Origin of the sequence: Bacillus atrophaeus, assembly GCF_039519175.1 — a bacterium.
In the GTDB taxonomy this organism is placed as follows: domain Bacteria; phylum Bacillota; class Bacilli; order Bacillales; family Bacillaceae; genus Bacillus; species Bacillus atrophaeus.
Genome location: NZ_CP154443.1, coordinates 1,990,751 through 2,015,171 on the forward strand (window position 1 = coordinate 1,990,751; position 24,421 = coordinate 2,015,171).

Sequence of the window (24,421 nt, forward strand, 5' to 3'; positions counted from 1 at the left end):
AAATGCGAAGTAATTCTGTTGTTTGTATTGGAGAACTATTGATCGATTTCTTCTGTACCGATGTAGACGTTGATTTAATGAAAGGACACAATTTTGTAAAAAGTGCCGGCGGGGCACCTGCGAATGTGTCAGCCGCCATTGCAAAGCTTGGCGGAGACGCTGCCTTTAGCGGAAAAGTAGGAAAGGACCCCTTTGGGTATTTTCTGAAGGAAACACTAGACGCTGTTAACGTTGATACTTCCATGCTGGTTATGGATGAGAAAGCACCTACAACGCTTGCTTTTGTTTCATTAAAAAATAATGGAGAGCGCGATTTTGTTTTCAATAGAGGTGCGGATGCTCTGTTTACAATGGATGATATTGATGAAGATAAATTGAGTCAAGCGAAGATCCTTCATTTTGGCTCGGCGACGGCATTGTTATCTGATCCATTTTGTACAGCCTATCTGCGGCTTATGTCCATTGCTAAAGATAAGGGACAATTTGTTTCTTTTGATCCTAACTATCGGGAAGATTTATGGAAGGGAAGAGTCCATGAGTTTGTCTCAATCGCAAAAAGAGCCATTAAATTAAGTGATTTTGTCAAGGTGAGTGATGAGGAGCTGGAAATTATCAGCGGTACTGAGGATCATGAGAAGGGCGTCAATATCCTTCATGAAATCGGAGCCAAAATCGTTGCCGTGACACTTGGTAAAAGAGGAACACTGCTGTCAAATGAAGCGAAAAAAGAAATCATTCAAAGTATTCCTGTTACATCCATTGATTCTACAGGTGCGGGGGATGCTTTTGTCGGTGCAACCTTATACAGATTAGCAAAAACCGATCATATTACATCTATCTATACTGATTTTGAGCAGCTGCATGATATCGTATCTTTTGCGAATAAGGTGGGAGCTGTTGTTTGTACAAAAATAGGGGCAATTGATGCATTGCCAAGTCTTGAAGAGATTGAAGCCCCTTAAAGGTAATGTCGGTATGATGTAAGGTCAGCGTCTGGCTGCTGATAGAAGAAGGAGGCTCTTTATAGGGCCTCTTTTTTTATTAAATGGTTAAAGTATTATCATTCACATCTACAGTACTCATGAAGTCGCAAAGAAACTGCATGAGCAATTTGATATTGAACATCCTACGATTCAAATTGAAAAGGGAACATTTTCTTGTAAGCTGCAGCCCGATCATAAAATATAACAGAGGCCTTGGAAGCCTTTGACTATGACACTACCTAAAAATGAGAGTGTTTTTTTAGTTTATAAGTGAATATAGACAGGTCCAATAGTAGTGTATTTTATAAAAAAATATACTATTTATAAAAATATTTTATAAAAAATCGAAACTTTTTGCCGAAAAACTAGTATATTTAAATAAGAATATTTATCCATCAATGAAAGCAGGAGGAAACCACAGCATGAGTATAATAGGAAGATTTAAAGACATTATGTCAAGTAACATTAATGCTTTATTAGACAAAGCGGAAAATCCGGAGAAAATGGTTGATCAATATTTACGAAATATGAATAGTGACTTAGGCAAGGTAAAGGCGGAAACGGCCTCTGTTATGGCTGAGGAGCAAAGAGCAAAAAGGGTATTAAGTGAGTGCCAGGCAGATATGGAAAAGATGGAGAGCTACGCAATGAAGGCGCTGCAGGCAGGTAATGAAGGGGACGCGAGAAAATTCCTGGAAAGAAAGACGTTCTTGGAATCGAAGCTGTCTGAACTGCAAATGACGTATCAGGCGGCCTCATCTAATGCCTCTCAAATGAGAAAAATGCACGATAAGCTTGTTTCTGATATTGGTGAACTTGAAGCGCGTAAAAACATGATGAAAGCCAAATGGTCAGTCGCGAAAACGCAAGAAAGAATGAATAAGCTAGGCACTTCTGTTTCAGGCGCGAATCAATCTATGTCCGCTTTTGGCAGAATGGAAGATAAAGTGAATCGCGCGCTTGACCAAGCAAACGCAATGGCAGAGCTTAACTCCGCCCCAAGCGATGGCATTGAGGATTTAACGGCTAAATATGATACTGGCAGTACGAGCGATGTGGATGATGAGCTGGCGGCATTAAAGGCAAAAATGATGTTGAATTAATCATACATAAGAAGCTGAAGTTTTGCCGATAGATAAAAGTACTTTATTTTATAGTGAGAGGTAGCAGAAATGGTAATTTCTTATAAATGTCCGAACTGCGGGAGTGATATGGTCTTTGACAGCGGATCAGGTATGCTGTCTTGCCACAGCTGCGGAAGACAGGATAATATTGAAAACCTGCCTGAAGAAAATATCACAACGAGGTTTTCTGAAGATGAAGCAAAAGAATATCAATGTGAAAACTGCGGGGCGGTTTTAATCACAGAGGCTGAAACGACAGCGACTACATGCGGTTTTTGCGGGGGAGCGGCTGTCCTGGCGGATCGATTATCAGGGGATCTTGCGCCCGCCAAGGTGATTCCGTTTACGATCAGTAAGGAGGAAGCGGTGCAGGCATTTCGAAAATGGTGCAAGAAAGGGCTTCTGACGCCGAAAGGTTTTATGTCAGCTGACCGGATTAAAAGCATAACCGGAATGTATGTCCCGTTTTGGATGTTTGACTTACATAGCAAAGTACAAGTGAATGCTCATTGTACAAGGGTTCACCGTTATACTGAGGGAGATTATAATTGCACGGAGACAGAGTATTATGAGGCATTTCGTGATATTAATCTGGACTATCTCAAAATCCCTGTGGATGCTTCAGAAAAAATGAATGATGAATTAATGGACAAGCTGGAGCCTTATTCATACGATGAATTGAAGGAATTTCAAACGGCCTATTTGGCAGGCTTCACTGCAGAAAAATACAATTATACTGATGATGAACTTTTCCCAAGGGCGGAAGATAAAATCAGCAGTTATATCGATTCTTATATAAGCTCTTCTTTTTCCGGATATACGACAGTGAATGTAAGGGACAAATATATCAATACTAAAAAAGTAAACAGCTTTTATGTTTTACTTCCGGTCTGGATGGTCAGTTACGATTATGAGCGGTCTGAACATATATTTGCGATGAATGGACAGACAGGGAAAGTTGTCGGCAAACCTCCGATCAGTTCAGGCAAAGTGGCAGCGTGGTTTAGCGGGATTGCCGGCGGGACGTTTATCGCCTTGAAACTCGTCTCACTCATGATGGGAGGCGGATTTTGATGAGCAGTTTTTGTAAGAAAATCATTCTCGCTTGTTTTGCTGTTCTTTTGCTGATGCCTTTACTGATAATCGGGACGGTGTCTGCGTCTGATCAAAAGCAGTATGTATATGATCATGCCAACCTATTAACAAAAGAAGAGATTGGGAAGCTTGAGGCGTTAGCTGATAAGTTAGGCGCCAAAAGGAAAACTGACTTTTTCATTATCACGACAAATGGCACGAACGGTGAAGACATTGCTCAGTATACCGGAGATTTTTATGATCAATATGGAAATGGCAGTACAGCTATTTTAACCATTGATATGAAAAAAAGAGAAGTATTTATCGCGGGTTTTAAAAAGGCTGAGCGGTATCTCGACAGCAGCAGGCTTAACAGTATTCGCAATACAATTTCATCGGATATATCCAGCGAACACTACTTTAAAGCGTTTAAAACATATATTACTCTTTCTTCTAAGGATATGGGCATAAAACCGGGAGTCAATCCTGATCTTATTTTGTTTAAGTGGTGGTTTCAGCTGATAGCAGCAGTTGTAGTGGCTGGAATAGCAGTAGCGGTTATGCTTTTTAATTCCGGCGGAAGGGTAACGGTTAACGGACAGACTTATATTGATAATCGCACGTCTGATGTCATCGATCAATATGACACATACATCAGAACAACCGTTACGAGAGAGAAAAAATCGTCAGATAAAGACAGCGGTGACGGCGGCGGAGTGACAAGGGGCGGAAGCTCATACAGCGGCAGCCGGGGAAGCTTTTAAGAGAAAGAAGAATAGATGATAGAAAGGTAAGGATGATAAATGGGGTTTTTCAGAAATCAGTTAGCGAATGTAGTAGAATGGGAAGAATTTAGAGATGATATGATTTTCTATAAGTGGAACAACCGTGAGATTAAAAAGGGAAGCCGCTTGATCATTCGTCCCGGCCAGGATGCAATTTTTTTGAACAATGGAAGAATTGAAGGGATTTTTCAAGATGACGGCGATTATGATATCGAATCAGAAATTATTCCTTTTTTATCGACATTAAAAGGCTTTAAATTCGGCTTTAATAGCGGAATGCGCGCCGAGGTGTTATTTGTAAATACGAAGGAATTTACCGTCAGATGGGGCACGAAACATGCAATTAACATTCCGGCGGCAGGAATGCCGGGCGGTATGCCGATTCGCGCAAATGGTACATTTAACTTTAAGGTGCAGGATTATATCGGTTTAATTGATAAAATTGCCGGGGTCAAAGATCAGTACGTAGTAGAGGAAATTAAAACTCGGATCACTTCTATTCTTGATCAGCTTCTTATGAAATGGATTACTAGAGAAGGAAAAGATATGTTTAATCTCCAATCTAATGCTTTTGATATTGCGAAGGGCATTAAAGAAGATTTAGATATGGAGCTGATCGGTGACGGAATGGCGATCACCGGTTTTCAAATTATGAGTTTCAATTATCCGCAAGAGGTTCAAGATATGATAACGAAAAATGCCTCCTACGGTATGGTTGGTGATGTGAACAAATATCAGCAAATTTCCATGACGGACGGGATGGCTTCCGGCAAGATGAGCGGCGGCGGAGCGGCATCCGATATGGCAGGAATGATGATGGGAATGAACATGGCCAATCAGATGATGAATCAAATGAAACAAAATCAGCCGACACAGACATCAGCTTCATCAAACAATGCTCCTAAAGGCGAGGACAAGCCGAATTTCTGCCCGAATTGCGGAACGAAAACAGGAGAAGCAAATTTCTGTCCTAATTGCGGCCATAAGCTGATTTAGCGGTAAGTAACTACTATTAAAAGGCCGGGAGCTGTAAAGCTCCCGCCAGTAACAGATCATCCATAAGGGTGGTCTTTTTTTATGATTTACTTTAGCGGCTTGGGGCACTAAATGGAAAGACAATATGGGGTGGCGAATTGCTTCAGGATGGTAATCACCCAAGGTGAAGTTTCGGATATTTATCAGCGGATCATGATGTTCACTTTGTTTTCCCATTGCCTCGGTATTCGTGTGTCTGCTATGGCTTTGAGAAAGACATGTTTACATCAGATTGGAGAAAAACTAAACTTTTTCGGGCTCGCCTCACGTCTATTTGTAGAAAGGGCTGGCAATACGTATCTATGCTGTTGTTACAAATCGACGAGAGAAGGAGGGACTGCATTAGCTGCATAATTTTCATATCAAATACGAAAACCCATGATTTCGGGCAATCATGGGTTTTTCTTTCGTTATTTTATTGGATATATCGGTCTCCGACGAGAAGCTTCGATATGACTTTGGTGGGGATTTTAAACTCGGTCACTCCCATATACCCCGGGGCGACTTCATATTCATCAAACGAGATGACCAGTTTATGATCTTTCGTAATATAAAACGTTTGATCCGGATCTATGCTCTTGAAGGGATCCATATCCTCGTCTGTAATCCAATAGATTTTATTTGAATCAGCCTTCATTTGCTTTTGCATTTGTTCTTTAATATTTTGGCTGATCACTTTGATATAGCGGTCATCTTTAAATAAACTATTAAGTGTGATCAAAATTTCATTCTTTTTGTCAATGTTAATATAACGGCTTTGTGTGTATCCGGAAGCCTGGGTTTTTTGTATATCCCGCCGAACAGACAAGAGATCGGGGGTGTCGGTCACCGTTTCATAGTTGCTGTAAATATCAAGATGCCCCTGTTTATTTTTTGATGCTGACTTGGCAAATTCCTGATAAAGCTCTTTACTTTCTTTTACATATTTTTTGTTGATGTTCTCTTCGAGTGATTTGTTTGTAAGGCCTGACAGAGCAGGGGTTTTAACGTCAATGCTTAATTGGTTCCGTTCTTCTTTGAATTCATTGAATGTGACGACTTTTACAATTTTCCCGATTACAGGGATTTTAGACATGGCATGAGCAGCATCAGGATTCATATTCACTGTTGTTATAAATAGGATAGCTGCGGCAACTACTGCGGATGTTGGCCATAGAAATATCTTTTTCCTTTTTGGTTTTTGTTGAAATGCTCTTTCTATAATGCTGTCCAATTCTTTTGGGATGGGCACATTTTCATACTCTTCTCTTAATTTTTCTAATCTCTTGTCCATTAAGAAAGGTCCTCCTTAGTCAAATTGATGCGCAATAACTTTAATCCTCTGTATAGGCGTGTTTTGACTGTATTAATGTTTTCGTCTGTAATTTCAGCAATTTCTTCTATTTTTAAGTCTTCAAAAAATCGCAGGATAATGATCGTTTTATATTGGACAGGTAATTCATCTAAGGCTTCATGGAGGTCAATATCTTTGTAGGTATCTTCCTTTCCGTGGCTTAAAAATTCTAGCGTTTGATCATCCATAACCTTTATTTTTTTTTGCCTGCGCAAGAAATCAATGGCAGTACGGACTAGGATTTTATAAAACCAGCTTTTTACGGTATTAGGGTTTCTGAGATTGTCGACAGAAGCAAGCGCTTTTTGGATGGAGTCCTGCAAAACATCCAATGCGTCTTCTTGATTTTTTACATAACTATATGCTAACCGGTAAAAACTTGCTTTATGGTCAGTAATGCATGTGACAAGCAATGTTTTATTATTCTGATCCTTCATTACGTTAAAGAGCTCCTTTATTAAAATATACGTATCATCGGGCTGTTACGAAAGATAGACGGGGAAAGATTAAAAATAGTTTGCGGAGTGCAGCGCCAAATTTTTGTCAGAGATAAGACTAATACTGTTTATGCTGATTTTAGTATGGACATATTTGCTTAGCGCTATTTTAAAGAACTAGTCGAGCTGTGATGATTTGGCCCGGTGCTGTAAAAGAAAGATATGAATGGCTTTTTATTATGATATGTAAATCGTGGCTTGTGAAGAAAAAAGAGACAAAAAAAACCCCGGTCACCGACCGGGTAAATCATTTGTTTGTATAGAAGAGATTTAGAGGTGTTCTAGTAGTGTTTCTTATGATAGTCATAGGATTTAACGTAATCATAATCTTTGTCATGATCATAATATTTCTTATAATCCTTTTTATCATGGTCGTAGTACTTCTTGTCATGGTCATAATACTTTTTGTAATAAGTTTTTTTGCAGCTATAGTACTCTTCTTTATATTTTTTGTAATAACCCATAGGAACCCCTCCTTTCAGGTTAGTCAATTTTAATATATGAAACTTTGATTACGTTGTTTGGACATTTACAATCATAAATAAAAAAAGGCTGTCTTTATTAGGGCACGATAGGGGAGATGAAAGCTAAGAGTGGAAAAAGCCGAATAGGGGATATTAAATTGAATTACGGCCAGGAAAAGCCAAAAAAAGAAAGCCCTATTAAGGGGCTTTCAGCTTTTCAGATATTTATTTCCATTCTGCAATTGTATCTATCGGCAGACGGTATGAGGCGTATCCTTTATCGGCCGCTTTTCCGATGGAGAGGAGCATGACCGGTACATAGCGCTCTTTTTCTAATCCGAAGGCTTCTGCGATATTTTCTTTGTCGTAGCCGCCGATCGGGTTTGTGTCGTAGCCGTGTGCGCGGGCTGTCAGCATCAGCTGCATGGAAACGAGACCTCCGTCAATCAGGATGGTTTCCCGGTTCACTTGCGCCGGCAGTTTTTCGAAATGAGCAGTCAGAGCTGCGATTTGTCTATCTTTTACCTCTTGCGGCATGTAGCCGAGCTCTACGGCTTTTGAATAAATCTCTTCTAAATAGTCTGCGTTGTTCATGTCTGCAAATACAGCGATGACGGCAGATGATGTGGTAACTTGTGTTTGGTTAAAGCTGGCAAGCGGTGCGAGCTTTTCTTTTCCTTCCGGGCTGTCGATGACGAGAAAACGCCATGGCTGTGCATTGACGGAAGATGGCGCTGTAGTAGCTTCCTCTAAGATTTCAGTCATCTCTTCTTTGCTTATTTTAACTGCCGGATCATAGCTGCGAATGGAGCGGCGTCCTTTCATAATCTCCATAAAATCATTTGTTTGTAATGTATTTCCCATGATGAAACACTCCTCTTATACTTTGATGTTGTCTATGTTTTTCTGCATTCGGGCCAGCACATCAATGAGTATGCGGCGTTCTTCTGCACTGACATTTGCGAGCATTTCTTTCATAAAACGCTCTTTTTCTTTCTTGGAAGACTCAATTCGTTCTCTCCCTTGCTCCGTTAAGCGAACGAGTGTGATACGGTTGTCCTCCGGCTTTCTTCTTCTTGATACCATGCCTTTGGCTTCAAGCTGTTTTACATGTCTTGTGACGGCTGCGCTATCAATATTGACCTTTTTTTGAAGGTCGCTTTGACTGATTTCATTGGCATGATAGAGCAATGTGAGTAATTCCAGACGAGATTGGCTGATGCCCGTGCATGCTTCGAACTTCACGCCGATCACTCTGTTCACGCATTGCATCTGATATAAAATCTCCGCTTCTTCCGAACAAAATGATGTCAAAACCCATCCCCTCTTTCTTGTCAGATCAATTAATTGATATATCAATGATTGACTCATCAACTAATATACACCCGTTTATCTATTTGTTCAAGTGTTACGTTTTACCTTTTGATTTTTATTTTGTTCAAGCTGCTTTGCCTTCATCCAGACCTTTTTTCTTTTTTATATGAAGAGGCAATGCGAACGAAGAGCAGGTTCATTGGCAAAAGATCTATAGAACTTAAAGTAAAAGCTTATGGGGAAAGTTACTTATGTTAACGTGAAGTAATCAAAAGGTAATCAAAAGTTATGAAAACATAATCATTTATAGATATTCTTGAAGCGGTATAGCCATTTTATCGTGGATAATTCTTATTTTATGAGTAAATATTACATAAATAAAAAATTTTCTGAATTTTATATTGACTGAAAGCGCTTTTATAAGTATGATGATATCATACATAACAACAATTTAACTATAATATAACAACAAATTAACTATAAAATACCAACTATATCTCACTAATTTGGTCACATTTGAAATCGCTTTCACGAAAGATCTTTGTGAACAGCCCGTTACATTATGTAAAACTTGCAGAGATTAAGGTTTGGATCTGGTCTGTCTGCATCATTTGCGGACAGGGTTATTTCAATGATTATGGATCATGATTGAAGCTGAACAAGATCCTTGAAGTGCCTCATCCGTTGGAATCAGGATTTAATGTCTGGAAATTTCAAAAGATTCAATTATCCATTCTACATACAAAGACAGGGGAGATAGATATGAATCAACAGGGTAATCAAAAGTCGTTTTTACATACTGTTATCTTAATCTCAACATTCGGAGGGCTTCTCTTTGGATACGATACCGGTGTTATTAACGGTGCTTTGCCGTATATGGCTGAACCGGGGCAGCTTAACCTCAACGCTTTCACTGAAGGTCTCGTTGCAAGTTCGCTTCTATTAGGGGCAGCGCTCGGTGCAGTGTTCGGCGGAAGGCTGTCGGATTATAACGGACGCCGCAAAAACATTATCTTTCTTGCCGTTTTGTTTTTTATTGCAACACTTGGTTGTACCCTTGCTCCTAACGTTACGATTATGGTTATCTCCCGTTTCTTGCTTGGCCTTGCTGTAGGGGGCGCGTCAGTAACGGTTCCGACCTATTTAGCGGAAATGTCGCCTGCGGACAGCCGAGGACGAATGGTTACACAGAACGAGCTGATGATTGTGACCGGACAGCTATTAGCTTTCACTTTTAACGCTATTCTTGGTACTGCCATGGGTGACAGCTCACATGTTTGGCGATTTATGCTCGCTATTGCAGCACTTCCGGCTGTCTTCTTATTTTTTGGGATGATTAAGATGCCTGAGAGCCCGCGCTGGCTTGTATCAAAAGGGAAAAATGGAGATGCCCTGCGTGTCCTCCGACGGATACGTGAAGAGAAACAGGCAAAAGCGGAACTTCTTGAAATTGAGGCAGCTATAACGGAAGAATCAGAGGTTAAAAAAGCAACTTACAAGGATTTGGCTGTGCCGTGGGTCCGCCGCATTGTATTTATTGGAATTGGAATTGCGATCGTGCAGCAAATTACGGGTGTCAACTCCATTATGTATTATGGTACGGAAATTCTTAAAAATGCGGGCTTTGAAACCAAGGCTGCGCTTATCGGCAACATAGCCAATGGACTTATCTCGGTTTTAGCGACGTTTGTCGGCATCTGGCTGCTTGGCAAGGTGGGCCGCCGGCCGATGCTGCTGACCGGTCTGATAGGAACGACAACGGCACTTCTGCTCATTGGCATATTCTCAACTGTACTTGAGGGATCGACTGCGCTTCCGTATGTCGTGCTTTCACTAACAGTTACCTTCCTTGCTTTCCAACAGGGAGCCATTTCACCGGTAACCTGGTTAATGCTTTCTGAAATATTCCCGCTGCGGCTGCGGGGGCTTGGTATGGGTTTCACGGTGTTTTGTCTCTGGATCGTAAACTTTTTTATTGGATTGCTGTTTCCTGTATTACTCGATAAAATCGGCTTGTCCAACACATTCTACATTTTCGTAGCTTTCGGAATCATTTCCATCACATTCGTGAAGAAATTCCTGCCGGAAACCAGAGGGCTTACACTTGAACAGCTGGAACATAATTTCCGTACGTATGACAGCCAAAGTGAAAAGAACGGCAATGAAGCGAATATTATCGGTTAAGGTGTCATAATGATAAGCGTTATAAACGCATGTAATCTGTAGAAAATAGAAAACCCGCGCTTTCTTAGCAGAGAAGCGCGGGTTTTATTTTGATGATTGCTTAATTTGGTTTTACCAGGATTTTCACTTGGTCTTTCTCTTTAATAAGGGCTCCAAAGCCTTCATCAATTAAGTCATCTAAAACGATTTTTTTGGTTACCAGTTTGTCGGCTGAGAAATATCCTTTTTTCATTAAGGATAGTACGGAAGGAAAGATATCGCGGTAGCCGATAATCCCTTTGACTGTACGTTCTTTAATAACGATATCATTCGGAAGGATCTCGGCGCCTTTTTCCCAAATGCTGACGATCACCGTTTCACCGGCAATGGTTGTTGATTGGATCGCTTGCCGCAATACAACCGGAACACCTGTTACTTCAAATGAAACGTTTACACCGCCGCCCGTGCGGCTGATGATTTCTTCAACGGCATCGCCGACTTTGGCCGGATCAATGATGATAGCTCCAAGTTCTTTCGCTTTTTGCTGACGTTCAGGGGACAGCTCAACAGCATATATTTCAGTTGCGCCAGCTGCTTTAAGCGCTTCAATCACTAGAAGGCCGATCGGTCCGCACCCAAAGACAGCTGCTTTGTCACCGGCTTTAATCTTGCTGGAACGGACAGCGTAAAGAGCGACTGCGGAAGGTTCAACAAGCGCTCCTTGCTCATAGGACAGCTCTTCAGGAAGTTTAAATAACAGTTCTTCATCAACGGCAACATATTCGGAAAAACCGCCTCCGCCTCCTGCTAAGCCAAGAAAGCCCATTTGCTCGTCCAGATTGTAGGCGCCTTGGTGCCCGTGGGTAGCGAAAATCGGTTCGACGACGACGCGATCACCGATTTTATAGTTTTCTACGCCTTCACCAACTTCAACAACTTCACCGGAAAACTCATGGCCCATCGTGACAGGCGCGACTTCCTTAGTAAGCGGATGTGGTTTTTCGACCGGGATAAAGATTGGGCCGCCTAAATATTCATGCAAGTCACTGCCGCAAATCCCGCACCATTTCACTTTGATTTTTACTTTGTCGGGTTCTGTTTTCGGTTCTTCAATGTTTTCAATACGGATGTCTTTTTGATTATGCCATCTTGCAGCTTTCATGGATTATCACTCCTCCGTTTTTTAAGACGAGTATTTACGCATTGTATCAATATGAACTTGATACTTTTCACAAATTCGACATTTTTAAAAACAAAAACAGGGAGAAACCTCTTATATAATGAAGGGTACGTTATTTTTAATAAAGATACTTTGGAAAAAAGAGTCTAGCACACTCTTTTTTCTTTAAATCAGAGTATTTCACTTGGTTTATAGCTGTGAATTTGTTTTGAATAAATGTGTTTAATGTCAGTCCATATTGAATGCGATGACTACTCTATAAATATTATAACTCTAATTTTACTTTTATAATAGTATAATCTTCCATACAATTTTCCTATTCGAGGAAATTGTATGTTCTTTTCTGATTGCTCAGATATGTTTCAGCTTGAATGCTATACATAGGGATACCTTGTGTTACATTTGTAATATTTAGAGATAATTGATTGATATAATGGTAAAAGTTTCTCCTTTTCTTGTAATATTTCTGTAAGGTGATTGAAATAAAATATCAGCGGTTCATAGTGTATAATTTTCCCTAGAAGAAAACATGTCGGGGGGACAAAAGCTTGAAGAAGTTATTTTTAGCGGCTTTTATTTTAGTAGGTAGTACACTTGGCGCAGTCGGTTTTTCAACTGAAGCCAGTGCGAAACATGTGAATGGAAATATTACTTGGTATAATGGAGTTGGAAAAAAAGGTTCTTCGGGCAAAAAGTTAGGACATTGGGATTGTGCTACAAAAATTGGTTTTGATGTTCCGAGAAACGGCACGAAAATTAAGGCGTACGCTAAAGCGAAGCCTAAAAAAGTAATTACAGTATATAAAAATGATGTAGGCAGAATGCCAAATGCAGTATTGGATGTAAGTCCGAAAGCGTTTAAAGCGTTAGGATATCCTTTAAGCAAAGGCAAAGTGTCAGGTCATTACAGCTATTAATAGATAATCTGAAAAGCAAGAATAACCGTTTCTTGCTTTTTTCTAATGGTGGAGATAAAAGATGAAAAAGACAATGGCGTTTTTCTCAGTTGGTATTGTGCTGGCGGCAGCGGTGATTTTCTCTGTGTATTGGTTTATGAATAAAGGTGAAGAGAAGACAGATGTATCGGTAAGTGCGGCGGGCGGCGGAAATCTGCTTGTTTCCATTACAGATACCGATTTGTTAACAAAATATTATTTGAATGATAAAGTGCTGCATGAGGATAAACTGACGAGTTATCCGGCTTTTGCACTGGATCAGCAGCATGATGTGCTGTACTATACGGGCAATAATGATCAAAATGAGATGCGGCTGTTCAAACTTGATTTGAAGTCTAATAAAAAGAGTACGCTTTATAAAGGTGTGGAGAGCGCGGACAGCTTGTTTTTGTCAAAAGATCAATCGAAGATTTATTTCCGTCTCGGAAGCCCTGATGAAAGCAACTTCCGTCTCGCTTCATTTGATTTGAAGACGAAGCGGTATGAGAATGTGTTTCCGGCAGCGGATGATCAGGATGACAGTGTCAGCAGTTTCTTTTATAACAGCGATAAAGATTCATTGGCGCTGCTCCATTATTCTGTTGAAGAAGATTATAAAAAAACAGATGAAGCGAATGAGAAGGGCACTGACCCTGAACCGACAAAGATTCATTTTGCTGCCGGGAATCAAAACGAAATTGATGAACTGACGAGCCTTGACCAATTTATTAGTGATATTGCCGTTTCTGCGGATGGAAAAAGCATCTTGTTTACATCATATGTAGAAAAAGGCGCAGAACAAACAGCGAAAATCAATCTTATGAATGTGAAAACAAAAAAATATGAACCGATCATTTCTGACCAAAAAGATTTTACACTGTTAATCGACGCACAGCCTCAATTTTCCAAAGACGGCAAGACGATTTATTTTCTTGCGGAAGCTAAGGGGGCAAAACTGCTGAAGGATGAAACCGGACGCGAAGCAAAGGTCAGAACGGTCTATTCCTATAACACAGAAACGAAAAAGTGCCAAAAAGTATGGGAAAACCCGAACGGAATTATTAACAGTTATTCTGTGGTCAAGTAATAAGAAAAATCACTCAGTGCGATGCTGAGTGATTTTTGTTTAAGGAATGAGTTTTGAGGATCGGCACAGACGCTCTTTTTTTCAGGTCCTCTTTTTGGCGGTTTATTTTCAAGGCGATCACCTTTATTCACCAACATTTCATCATAATTAGGTAATTGGCGGTGCGGGTATTTGCAGGAGAAAGATAAAAGACCCCGCATATGAAAATGGAGGTCTTTGCTGTTCGTCTATTCACGCTTCGAGAGAATTCATGAGGCGATTGAGGCGGTTCCGGTGATGCGGTTATATGCAGCATTCCATCTTGAATCGCGGATGCTTTTCTAAAAGGGAAGTGCTAACTTGTTTTCGTCTGGCTGTTGTTTTGCAGATTCACTAATGTACGGACGCCGTCGATCATTTTACTGCCGCACAATGGGCATTCCGGTGTATCACTGCTGGCAAAGTTTTTTCTGGTCCAGCCATTACAGTCTTCTTTCGTACACTCCCATGTGGTTACTTCTTCTTGAGGCAGAGGTTCTTGATTACGTTTGTTATAGTAAGACATAAAGTCACTTCTTCCCTAATGAATTTTACTGCACATCTTTATTGTCTCATACTTTCCTCTATTCTCCTAATTCCTTTTTCTTTATTGCTTTCCAGCGAGTTCTTCTAAAAACGAAAGCAATTCGCCGTTAAACGCGTCAGGCTCCTCTAAAAATGGGCAATGGCTGCTTTTAGAAAAAGTCACGAGTTTAGATTGCGGTATTTTGTTATGTAGATATTCACCCGCTTTTGTTGAGAAAAACTTGTGATCCTCACCAAAACAAATCAGTGCAGGCACTTGAACGTTTTGCACGGTCTCACGATAATCCGCTGCAGTTTGGTTAAATAAAATCGTGCTGGCAATGGCGGCGGGCTGTTTCCTGATTTCCCTAAGCATCCACTCTTCTTCTTTTGCGGCAGGCGGTTCTGCGAACATATTAGCGATGAAATTTTTGTAAAATGGCAGCGGATCTGTTTGAATGGATTCCATGGCTGCTGTTAATCCCGCAAAGTCAAATGCTCCATGCTCCCAGCCTTCCCAATTGTAATCGGAAGCCGACTGATCAACGATGGTGACGGCTTGTATCTTATCATGCCCAAATTGATTGATATAATCCCATACGACAAAAGCGCCCATTGACCACCCGACAAGCACCGTGTTTTCGAGCTGGAGTGCCTCTATAAATTGCCTCACATCTTTAGCATATTCAGAAATCGTGTGTCCATGAAGAGTTTTTTCCGACTCGCCGTGTCCTCTTAAGTCGAGGCGTATGCATTGGTAATTATTTGATAAGGCGGAGAATTGTTTGTGAAAAAACTCCCCGCTCATTAATACTCCGTGGATAAAGAGTATGGGTGTGCCTTCCCCATACATTTCGTAATAAAGCTGTGTGTGATCCTTAAGAGTGATATAAGGCATATCGAGCGTTCCTCCTTTAATTTGTACCAGAAGAATGGTGGGCTGAGTGAGCGGCAGCGGTTGTGCTGATAATCGCAGCGGTTGAAGCGGCTTGCTGGGCTTGGAGAACGGTTTCAATTACCGCGTATAAACCTGACTCCGCGATGAGATTTTTTTCTATGGTATCGCCCATGAAAAGACTGACGGCTATTTTGAAATTTATATCTTTATGCCATTTAAGGGCCTTTTCTTTATTAAGAAGCTGAACCGTTTCTATGACTGTGCTGATGTGTTTTTCAGGTTCTTCAAGAAATGTGAGTAAACCGATGTCGGGATAGTGAATATCTTTAGGTTTTTTGTATAACTCATTGATAGACCGGAACATCTCGTGGCAGCGTCTGGCAAGTTCATCTGTATCTTTTTCTTGGTGCAAGGCAAGGATCTGGCTTAGAAATTGAAGGTTCTGGCCTTTTTTAAAACCTGCGGCGGAAAGCTTTTGATAAGAAGATTCCGCTTGTTCCATCAATGCGGTTTTTTCTTTGTCGATTCCAGCGAGCATTACGGCGAATGGGTAATTTTGAGTTGATGTCAGGAAATAATGCTGCTGCTTCATCAGCTGATAAATGGATGAAGCGCCTGACATGATTTCTTTGGCTGTTTTTTGTTCAGACTTTCCGGTCAGCACAATTAAGGCAGACAGATAGGTGAAAATATCTCTTTTGAAGCCCTGTTTCAGCATGTCTTCGTAAAGATCACTAAATGCCTGAAATTGTTCCTTTGCTTTATCTTGAAAATGAATGTCAAGGATAGAGGCGATGGTAAAACGGTGATGCGAATTCAATGTGGAAAACATGCCGACATTTGCCTTGATATAATTGCTAAGATCGTAAAAACGCCGAAAATCAAATTCTCTTTTATTCACAATATATGCAGATGCGGTGAGCATTAATAGTCCTTCATGTGCGATTTTCCATTTTAATTGTTTTTTCAGTTCGGTATAAATGGAGATGTAGTTGTTTACGTTGTTTTGCAGTTCTGATGTAAGCATAGGAGCGGCTCCTTTCTATATGTCCTATTACGTATTACGGGGAACAGCTTTTGAAAGTTTCATTTTTGGGAAGACAATAAAAAAACTTGCCGGAAGCCGGCAAGTTTTATTGATTTGGATCCACAACATCCATAGGCCTCATCATATCGTAATCTTCATGCTCTAAAATATGGCAATGCCAGACATACCGTCCGCTGTATGGGCCGAATTTCGCCATGATTCTGATGACTTCCCCCGCATGGGACTGTACGGTGTCTTTCCAGCCTTTTTCGCTTGGAGGCGGCGGGACGGCCGGACCTGTAAAGACGACGTTGCCGGTTTCTGCGTATTTGGCCGTGTCAAAGGGGCGGCGGTCCAGTACACGGAAAGAAATCAAATGCAGATGGATCGGATGGGTGCCGCGCGTCGGATTAATGATAGACCAAATCTCAGATGTGCCGAGCTTTGGAGCTTCTGTTACAGGATCGCTCCATCGTTTGTTATTCAACAGCAGGACAGGCCTTCCATATTCATCTTGAGTGCCAGTGAGTTTCAGTGTTCTGAGATTTTGTATTTTTTCATCAGTGACAGGAGGCAGGTTTGTGAGAAATCTAGGTTTTCTGCTTTCATCTTTTTCTTTTAATGGCTTTATGACGCGAAACTGCATGACATTGGCGTCGGATTCGGGATTGGCGGGCCCGCCGCAGCCTTCGCTGTTTGCCAAAACGATGGATTGTCCTTCGAAGGCTGCAAAATCAATGATGATATCAAATCGTTCTGCCGGAGCGAGACTGATGGAGCTGAGTTTAACAGAGCGGGGCAGGAGGCCGCCGTCAGAGCCCACTTGGAGAAATTCGCCTCCGTTATCTAGCGATAAGTTATAGGTTCTTGTATTTGAAGCGTTTACGATCCGAAAACGGTACGCCCGAGGTTCTACTTCCATATACGGCCATGCCTTCCCATTTACGAGAATGGTATCACCGCAAAAAGCCGGAACGATGGATGGGGTGGGCAAGGTTGGTGAGGGATTCTCCGGTCCGCTCGGATAAAACAGTGAGCCGTCCTCGTTAATCGTCCGGTCCATGATCATGAGCGGCACATCATATTCGCCTGCGGGCAGCTTCAGCCGTTTTTCTTTCGGGTCGTGAATGATATATACTCCGGCGAGTCCGGCGTATACATTTAATCTTGTCAGCGCCATCGCGTGGTCATGGTACCACAGGATAGCTCCGCGCTGCCGATTAGGATAATGATAGATTTCTCTGGAGAAATAAGGCCCTGTTTCTTGAAAGCCCTTTGAGAACCAGGCTTCCGGATAACCGTCACTGTCATAAGGCGTGGCGCCGCCATGTAAATGAACGACGGTTTTGACTTCGGGCTCTTGGTGATGGCCTTCCGAATGATGGATGGTATGGTCAATCGGAAGAAAATGCTGATCAGGAAGGTCATTCATCCACTTAATTTGAACGTTTTCATTTCTGTTGACTTCAATCGTAGGTCCGGGAAACAAGCCGTTGTAACCCCAAAGACGGGTTGGCGGGAGGTCACGATGAAGCTTTTGATAGAATTCCTTCATGGTGACTTCGTAGTAGGTGCTTTCTTTTGTCTGCTGGTGCGGCTTCAGCACTTCTGGAATAGGAAGCATATCCGCAAATTTTTCAAGATTCATATTCATCTGTCCTTATATTTAGTGAAAACCTAGTAATACACAGTAAATGATGGCAAGGACAGAAAGGTGACATAAAAAATCCCGCCCATTAAGGCAGGATTTCGGGATCAGGCTGTTGCGCTGAATGGTTTTCAGAGGTGTTTGCTTTTTCTTTGCGGCTTTTGAAAATAAAGTAAGATCCGAGAACGATGGCTGTTATGAATCCTGTCAGCAGCAGTTCATCTCGCATGGAAGAGATAAATGCCATCGAAACCAAAATGCCGCAAATGGCGATAATGGTCAGGTAGGTTAAATAAGGGAAAAACCACATTTTTATTTTCAACGATTCGGGCTTCGTTTTTTCGAGATTTTTCCGCATTCGAAGGTGAGAAACAGCGATCGCCAGATAGACAAGGAGGGCAATGGCGCCTGATGAATTGACTAGAAATAAGAATACCGTTTCAGGTGAAAAGTAGTTCATTACCACCGCTATATAAGAGAAAAAGGTTCCGGCAACAATCGCTTGTACGGGCACTCCTTTTTTGCTCAGCTTCATAAAGCGGCGCGGTGCTTCTTTTCTTTCTGCCAGTGAATAGAGCATTCTTGATGTGGTGTAGAGGCCTGAATTCAGACAGGACAATACGGCTGTGAGAACGATGAAGTTCATGATTTGCGCCGCAGCCGGCACGCCTATATGTCCAAGCACCGCTACGAACGGGCTCTCCAGAATGTTGGCGGAGTTCCATGGAAGCAGCGCGACGACGATAGCTATCGAGCCGACGTAGAAAACGATGATCCGCCAAACGACTGATCTGGTTGCTTTTGTAACGGATTGAACGGGGTTTGATGTTTCTCCGGCGGCGATGGCGACGATTTCAGTTCCCATAAAAGAAAAGATCACGACAACGATGCCTAATAAAACAGAGCTTATTCCCTTTGGAAAGAACCCGCCCTCACCCGTCAAGTTTGACAATCCGACCGGCTCGCTGCCGGGAGCAATGCCAAAAATGAATGCAAAGCCGATGAGTAAGAAAGCGACAATGGTTACGACCTTAATAAGTGAGAGCCAATATTCAAACTCTCCAAACGATTTGACAGAATAGACGTTTGTGAGAGTCAATAAAATGGTCAGTAACAGGCTTGTCAGCCACAATGGGATATCATGAAACCAATATTGGATAATTCCGGCTCCGGCGATAGCTTCAATCGCAATGACAATAACCCAAAAAAACCAATAAAGCCAGCCGATTGTAAAGCCGGCCCAAGGACCTATGGCATCGTGCGCATATTGGGAAAACGATCCGCTTGTGGGGTTGACTGACGACATTTCACCAAGCATTCTCATAATAAAGATGACCAAGAGGCCTGCTAAAGCATAGGAGACAATCGCACCGGGGCCTGTAGAATGAATGACCGATCCGCTGCCTACAAATAGTCCGGCGCCGATAACGCCTGCGATGGATATCATCGTCATATGACGGGTTTTCAGTCCCCTTTTTAATCCTGATTCAGATTGGTTCATAGTATACCTCCTAATAGGACTATTTAAGTATCGAATATTCTGACAAATTAAATTGTATCATATATTGGCAAAAAATCTAAAGATTATGTTAGAAAATATGACATTTTATTTCAAATTGTATATAACATATTAAAGAAATTACACGCTATATCATACAGGTTACATCCTTATATCGAATTCCTTTTTCTGTAGAAACTTGGCTTTTTTCCATGTTACGCTCGGTATGAGACGAGCAGACAGGGAGCTGAATAATATGAAGGGAAGAGTAAAGTGGATAGATATATCAAAGGGTATAGGCATTATTCTAGTTGTCTTAGGCCACGCGCCGACAGATGATGTATTGAAAAGCTTTATTTTTTCATTTCATATGCCGTTGTTTTTTTTCTTATCGGGCGCCGTTTACCGGGATACAGGGCTTGGTTTCTTTCAGTTTGCGCTGAAGAAAGCCAGGGGGCTGCTGGTTCCTTATGCTGTCTTCTCGGTGATCACGTATTTGTTTTGGCTGCTGGTGGAACGGCATTTTCAGTTTCTCGGCAGTGCGGATGTTGATCCGGCTGTGCCTTTGAAAGGTATTGTTTATTCAATACCGGATCATTATATGCTTACACACAATCCGGCACTGTGGTTTTTAACCTGTTTATTTCTCGTAGACATCGTATTTTTTTTGTTGAAAAAAGCATGCCGCGGAAAGTGGCTGATTCTCATTGCAGGAAGCTGCCTGGTCAGCGTTGTGAATGTTTATGTACTTCATATCAGCCTGCTTTGGAATGCCGAGGTAGCCGCAGCTGCTTTGGGTTTTTATACAATTGGTTTTGTGGTGAGAAACAAACTGAAGGAGCTTTCTTACAGAAGAACCATTTTCGCTGTGGTTGTATGTTTTTCATTGATCGCTCTTTTGCAGATGGAGAATACAAGAGTTGATATGAGGGCGAATGAATACGGCAATATGCTGATTTTCTACTTGACGGCTGCGCTTGGCACGGGGGGAGTCGTTTTTGCGAGTTTTAAGCTTCGTAAGCTCGCTTTCTTACAGTTTCTCGGCAGGAATTCGTTAATCATTCTCGTTTTGCACTATCCTATTCTTAGGACGATGGAAGCTGTCGTATATTATGTGCTGAACATCCCCGTATCTTCGACATATCAAGCGGGCTGGGGAATTCTCTATACAGCAGCGACCTTTGCCGCACTGGTGCCTTTTATTTTCTTTTTCAAACGCTATCCGGTTTTGTTCGGGAAGCCTTTGGCTAAGCGGAGAGTGTATGGCATCCGAGGATTGTTCCCGGGAAAATATAGAGAATACAGGTCGTATTGAGGGCGGATGAAAAGAAAAAATTTTCTGTCATTAGCTCTTTTTTGTGATTTGCTATATTATTGAAAAATTGTATAGATGGAAGAAGTCTTGATACGCCTGGGTTCAGGCGTTTTTTTCTGTATGAAATTAAGTTGGTTCAGGTGAAAAATGTTCTATAATCACTATTTTTCTGAGGTAAGTGAATCATGTTTCTGTAGACCCACTGCGGTGTTGCTTTGTATGATAAATATAGCTTAAAACATGGACGGAAGGAGGATTTTGATGGAGAGATATGATGAACTGAAAAAAGGCGAAACCGGGGCGCTCATCAGCATCGCCGCGTATCTTGTTCTGTCTGCTGTTAAGCTGGTGATCGGCTATGTGTTTCATTCAGAAGCGCTTACGGCGGACGGATTAAACAATACGACAGATATTATCGCTTCAGTTGCGGTGTTCATCGGTCTTCGCATCTCTCAAAAGCCTCCTGATGAAGATCATCCTTACGGCCATTTCCGTGCTGAAACGGTCGCATCACTTATCGCTTCTTTTATCATGATGGTTGTCGGGCTTCAAGTGCTGCTCAGTGCGGGAGAATCTATTTTTTCTTCTAAAGAAGAGTCACCGGATATGATTGCGGCATGGACGGCTGCGGCGGGTGCGGTGGTTATGCTGCTTGTGTATCAATACAATAAAAGGCTTGCGAAAAAGGTCAACAGCCATGCGCTGCATGCGGCTGCTGCTGATAATAAGTCCGATGCGATCGTCAGTGTCGGAACGTTTGTCGGTATTTTCGCGGCGCAGTTCCATCTTGCTTGGATTGATACGCTGACAGCGTTTTTGATCGGCCTTTTAATTTGCAAGACGGCTTGGGATATCTTTAAGGAAGCGTCTCATTCTTTGACGGACGGCTTTGATGTGAAGGATATATCTGATTATAAACGGACGATCGAACAGATCTCCGGAGTCAGCCACTTAAAGGATATCAAAGCCAGATATTTAGGCAGCTCTGTTCACGTGGATGTTGTGATTGAAGTAGAGTCTGATCTGAATATTAAAGAAAGCCATGATATCGCAAACGAGGTTGAGCGGAGGATGAAGGAGGAGCATGCGATTGATCACTCGCATGTCCATATGGAGCCTTTACAAAACAAGTAAAACCTGTTGAAGCTTCCCGTTATGGGAGGCTTTTTTTGTGGTTTGCTGTTGTATTTGTTCATTGATATTTCTGTTAAAAATGTTGAAATCAGCAAGTGTAAAAAGTATTCAATTGGAAACAGTTTGCTAGATTCGTTTTTTTATACCGGGCATTTTTTGTGGTAAAGTTAGGTTACTATAAGAAACTAGATAGATGAGTAGGAGGAAGAGAATGGCATACCATGAAGAGCTGCATCCTTTGCTGGGTAAAGCTGTTGAACATATTGATAAAGTGATGATTGGGAAAAGAGATATAGCGATACTCAGCTTAGCGGCCATTCTTGCCAAAGGGCATGTGTTATTAGAGGATGTTCCAGGGGTGGGAAAAACGATGATGGTACGCTCGTTGGCAAAATCAATCGGCGCTGATTTTAAAAGAATCCAATTCACCCCGGATTTGCTGCCGTCCGATGTGACGGGCGTATCCATTTATAATTCGAAAACGATGGAATTTGAATACCGGCCGGGTCCGATTATGGGTCATATTGTGCTGGCGGATGAGATCAACAGAACATCGCCAAAAACCCAATCTGCATTACTTGAAGCGATGGAAGAGGGGAGTGTGACAGTAGACGGAAAGACGATGCCGCTTGCCGAGCCTTTCTTGGTGATGGCAACCCAAAACCCGGTGGAGTATGAGGGGACGTACCCGCTGCCCGAGGCGCAGCTCGACCGCTTTTTATTCAAGCTCCGTATGGGTTATCCGTCTGTTGAAGAGGAATTAGAGGTATTGGCGCTCCAAGAGAAAAGCCATCCGATCGAGACAATGGAGCCTGTTATCACAAAAGAACAATTTGTCCGCTTGCAGCAAGAAGTGCAGCATGTCCAAGTGGACGCAAGTATTAAGGCTTATATTGTTGACTTGACGCACAAAACGAGACAGCACCCTTCCGTTTATTTAGGCGTGAGTCCCCGTGGATCTATCGCCCTGATGAAAGCCGCTCAGGCATATGCGCTGATGCACAATCGCGATTATGTCATTCCGGACGATATTCAATATCTTGCGCCTTATTCCTTGCCGCACCGAATGATTTTGCATTCTGAGGCGAAGTTTGAAGGAATGCAGTCTGAGGCGGTCATCCGGGAGATCATTTCAAACGCGAAGGTCCCGGTTCAAAGGTCGCTGAGCCGATAATGAAGAAAAAACTGCATTGGTTGGTTTATGGATGGAAGCTGTTGGTGCTGCTCGTTTTGACGGCTGCAGTATTTTCCTATGCAATGTTTCAAGGCGGTTTTGTAAGCTGGTTTTTATTTTATGCGTTTCTTCCTTTCGTCTTGTATGCGGGTTTGTTTTCTTTGTATCCGATCAGTGCAATGCAAGCGGTGCGGGAGACGGACCGTACCCAGGTCAATGCTGGCGGTACGCTTAATATAAAGGTAACCCTTACGCGGAGGGTTCCGTTTCCGCTCATGTATATGGTGATTGAGGATTGTCTGCCGGAAACGCTTGAAAAGCTGTACGGAGATCAAGCGGCGGCGAAGCGGCTTGTGTTCCCGTGGTTTAAAAGGAAAGTCACGATGTCATACCGATTATCCCCAGTTCCGAGAGGCGAGCATCATTTGCATACCGTCAGAGTTCGAACGGGTGATGTGCTGGGCCTTGTGGAAAAGGAGGCTTATTATGAAGTGAAGCACTCTTTTTTGGTGTTTCCATCTTATCAATTTCTCCATTTTCAGCTGAATGAACGGCATCTTGAAGAAGGAATAAGCAGCTCTGCACCTTTCCAGATGAATCATTCCATGGCTGCGGCAAGTGTGAGGGAATATCAGCCGGGAGACCGGATTGCAGCATTGGACTGGAAGACCTCGGCCAGACGCAGCCAGCTAATGACAAAGGAATTTGAACCGTCCAAAAACAAAAACCTGTTTCTCTTAATGGACCGTTCTCCTTCGGCGTCTTTTGAAGAGGTTGTTTCAGCGGCTGCGTCCATTCTTCATTCTGTTTTAAAAAGCGGCACGGGGGCAGGCCTTGCTTCCGCCGGAAAAGAAAGATCCGTTTTTCCGATTCAGCAGGGAGAGCAGCATTTTCAGCGGCTGATGCATCATTTGGCCGTCGTGGCTTGTGACGCGGCAGCTCCTCTCAGCCGCTTTATGGAAGAAGAACTTGCACAGCAAGCCGTGCGGCATGCTGATAAAGTAGTTGTCACCGGGCAGGTGACCGAAGACTTGGTAAGAGCAATCGAAATCAGTTCCGGTTCCATGCCGGTTACGATTATTTTGGCTAAAGAGAAAGAAGCCGCTCTGTCCCAAGCAGAAACGATTATGATCGAGCGCTTACTAAAGCGGGGAACAGGGGTCCGGATCATAAAAGACGGCGGATTTTCTCAAGTTTTTTAGGAAAGAGA

The 24,421-nt window shown here is 42.3% G+C and carries 23 protein-coding genes; 12 read left to right on the top strand and 11 right to left on the bottom strand.

The features are described from left to right. Positions 1-2 precede the first annotated feature (2 nt). The 5 genes from AAHT65_RS10220 (at position 3) to AAHT65_RS10240 (ending at position 4,962) form a co-directional block, all read left to right on the top strand. Positions 3-962, top strand: a complete 960-nt coding sequence (locus AAHT65_RS10220) for a carbohydrate kinase (protein ID WP_343311451.1) — start codon at positions 3-5, stop codon at positions 960-962. A gap of 443 nt (positions 963-1,405) precedes the next feature. Then, positions 1,406-2,086 carry a PspA/IM30 family protein gene (locus AAHT65_RS10225; RefSeq protein ID WP_088116626.1) on the top strand — a complete coding sequence of 227 codons (681 nt, stop codon included), beginning with the start codon at positions 1,406-1,408 and terminating at the stop codon, positions 2,084-2,086. 69 nt (positions 2,087-2,155) lie between these two features. Further along, positions 2,156-3,181 carry a TFIIB-type zinc ribbon-containing protein gene (locus AAHT65_RS10230; protein WP_106361014.1) on the top strand — a complete coding sequence of 342 codons (1,026 nt, stop codon included), beginning with the start codon at positions 2,156-2,158 and terminating at the stop codon, positions 3,179-3,181. After that, positions 3,181-3,945 (top strand): TPM domain-containing protein, encoded by a 765-nt coding sequence (locus AAHT65_RS10235; RefSeq protein ID WP_343311452.1) that lies wholly within the window; start codon positions 3,181-3,183, stop codon positions 3,943-3,945. The genes AAHT65_RS10230 and AAHT65_RS10235 overlap by 1 nt, the downstream gene beginning before the upstream one ends. Positions 3,946-3,984: 39 nt before the next feature. Continuing rightward, positions 3,985-4,962, top strand: coding sequence for an SPFH domain-containing protein (locus AAHT65_RS10240; protein WP_343311453.1), 978 nt, complete (start codon positions 3,985-3,987; stop codon positions 4,960-4,962). Between the two features lie 454 nt (positions 4,963-5,416). Here AAHT65_RS10240 and AAHT65_RS10245 read toward each other — a convergent pair whose 3' ends face one another. The 5 genes from AAHT65_RS10245 to AAHT65_RS10265 all read right to left on the bottom strand — a co-directional run bounded on the left by AAHT65_RS10245 (position 5,417) and on the right by AAHT65_RS10265 (position 8,669). Beyond that, positions 5,417-6,274, bottom strand: coding sequence for an anti-sigma-V factor rsiV (locus tag AAHT65_RS10245; RefSeq protein ID WP_010787804.1), 858 nt, complete (start codon positions 6,272-6,274; stop codon positions 5,417-5,419). Further along, entirely contained in the window at positions 6,274-6,771 is a 498-nt protein-coding gene (locus AAHT65_RS10250; protein WP_003328506.1) for an RNA polymerase sigma factor, read from the bottom strand. The genes AAHT65_RS10245 and AAHT65_RS10250 overlap by 1 nt, the downstream gene beginning before the upstream one ends. A gap of 341 nt (positions 6,772-7,112) precedes the next feature. Next, on the bottom strand, positions 7,113-7,295 hold the full coding sequence (locus AAHT65_RS10255) for a hypothetical protein (RefSeq protein WP_003328505.1): 183 nt from the start codon (positions 7,293-7,295) through the stop codon (positions 7,113-7,115). Between the two features lie 225 nt (positions 7,296-7,520). Continuing rightward, positions 7,521-8,159 (bottom strand): nitroreductase family protein, encoded by a 639-nt coding sequence (locus AAHT65_RS10260; protein WP_003328504.1) that lies wholly within the window; start codon positions 8,157-8,159, stop codon positions 7,521-7,523. A 15-nt stretch (positions 8,160-8,174) separates the two neighbouring features. Continuing rightward, a complete protein-coding gene (locus tag AAHT65_RS10265) occupies positions 8,175-8,669 on the bottom strand; it encodes a MarR family transcriptional regulator (protein ID WP_343311454.1) in 495 nt (164 codons plus the stop codon). Between the two features lie 702 nt (positions 8,670-9,371). Between AAHT65_RS10265 and AAHT65_RS10270 the strand changes: the two genes are divergently transcribed. Further along, complete coding sequence (locus AAHT65_RS10270; protein WP_013390413.1) at positions 9,372-10,793, top strand: sugar porter family MFS transporter; 1,422 nt, start codon at positions 9,372-9,374, stop codon at positions 10,791-10,793. Positions 10,794-10,893: 100 nt separating this feature from the next. On the opposite strand, the gene AAHT65_RS10275 is transcribed toward AAHT65_RS10270, so the two are convergent. Continuing rightward, the gene (locus AAHT65_RS10275) at positions 10,894-11,934 is read right to left on the bottom strand and encodes a 2,3-butanediol dehydrogenase (protein ID WP_343311455.1); all 1,041 of its coding nucleotides are present in this window, start codon (positions 11,932-11,934) and stop codon (positions 10,894-10,896) included. Between the two features lie 566 nt (positions 11,935-12,500). Between AAHT65_RS10275 and AAHT65_RS10280 the strand changes: the two genes are divergently transcribed. Beyond that, on the top strand, positions 12,501-12,869 hold the full coding sequence (locus tag AAHT65_RS10280) for an RlpA-like double-psi beta-barrel domain-containing protein (RefSeq protein WP_003328500.1): 369 nt from the start codon (positions 12,501-12,503) through the stop codon (positions 12,867-12,869). A 61-nt stretch (positions 12,870-12,930) separates the two neighbouring features. Further along, positions 12,931-13,974, top strand: a complete 1,044-nt coding sequence (locus tag AAHT65_RS10285; RefSeq protein WP_420915244.1) for a hypothetical protein — start codon at positions 12,931-12,933, stop codon at positions 13,972-13,974. A 334-nt stretch (positions 13,975-14,308) separates the two neighbouring features. On the opposite strand, the gene AAHT65_RS10290 is transcribed toward AAHT65_RS10285, so the two are convergent. The 5 genes from AAHT65_RS10290 to gabP form a co-directional block, all read right to left on the bottom strand. Continuing rightward, positions 14,309-14,518, bottom strand: a complete 210-nt coding sequence (locus AAHT65_RS10290) for a cold-shock protein (protein WP_003328497.1) — start codon at positions 14,516-14,518, stop codon at positions 14,309-14,311. A gap of 81 nt (positions 14,519-14,599) precedes the next feature. Then, complete coding sequence (locus AAHT65_RS10295) at positions 14,600-15,415, bottom strand: alpha/beta fold hydrolase (protein ID WP_010787811.1); 816 nt, start codon at positions 15,413-15,415, stop codon at positions 14,600-14,602. Positions 15,416-15,431: 16 nt separating this feature from the next. Further along, entirely contained in the window at positions 15,432-16,442 is a 1,011-nt protein-coding gene (locus AAHT65_RS10300; protein ID WP_151291174.1) for a DUF4003 family protein, read from the bottom strand. A 106-nt stretch (positions 16,443-16,548) separates the two neighbouring features. After that, entirely contained in the window at positions 16,549-18,090 is a 1,542-nt protein-coding gene (gene cotA, locus AAHT65_RS10305; protein WP_106273275.1) for an outer spore coat copper-dependent laccase CotA, read from the bottom strand. Positions 18,091-18,178: 88 nt separating this feature from the next. Continuing rightward, positions 18,179-19,591 (bottom strand): GABA permease, encoded by a 1,413-nt coding sequence (gabP, locus tag AAHT65_RS10310; RefSeq protein WP_010787814.1) that lies wholly within the window; start codon positions 19,589-19,591, stop codon positions 18,179-18,181. Between the two features lie 253 nt (positions 19,592-19,844). Between gabP and AAHT65_RS10315 the strand changes: the two genes are divergently transcribed. From AAHT65_RS10315 to AAHT65_RS10330, 4 genes are all read left to right on the top strand, one after another. Beyond that, positions 19,845-20,903: an acyltransferase family protein gene (locus AAHT65_RS10315; RefSeq protein WP_343311456.1), complete on the top strand. Its 1,059-nt coding sequence runs from the start codon at positions 19,845-19,847 to the stop codon at positions 20,901-20,903. 261 nt (positions 20,904-21,164) lie between these two features. Then, positions 21,165-22,037 (top strand): cation diffusion facilitator family transporter, encoded by an 873-nt coding sequence (locus AAHT65_RS10320; protein ID WP_010787816.1) that lies wholly within the window; start codon positions 21,165-21,167, stop codon positions 22,035-22,037. A 211-nt stretch (positions 22,038-22,248) separates the two neighbouring features. Then, the gene (locus AAHT65_RS10325) at positions 22,249-23,211 is read left to right on the top strand and encodes an AAA family ATPase (RefSeq protein WP_003328487.1); all 963 of its coding nucleotides are present in this window, start codon (positions 22,249-22,251) and stop codon (positions 23,209-23,211) included. After that, a complete protein-coding gene (locus AAHT65_RS10330; protein ID WP_343311457.1) occupies positions 23,211-24,413 on the top strand; it encodes a DUF58 domain-containing protein in 1,203 nt (400 codons plus the stop codon). Before AAHT65_RS10325 ends, AAHT65_RS10330 begins: the two co-directional genes overlap by 1 nt. The last annotated feature ends 8 nt before the right edge of the window (positions 24,414-24,421 follow it).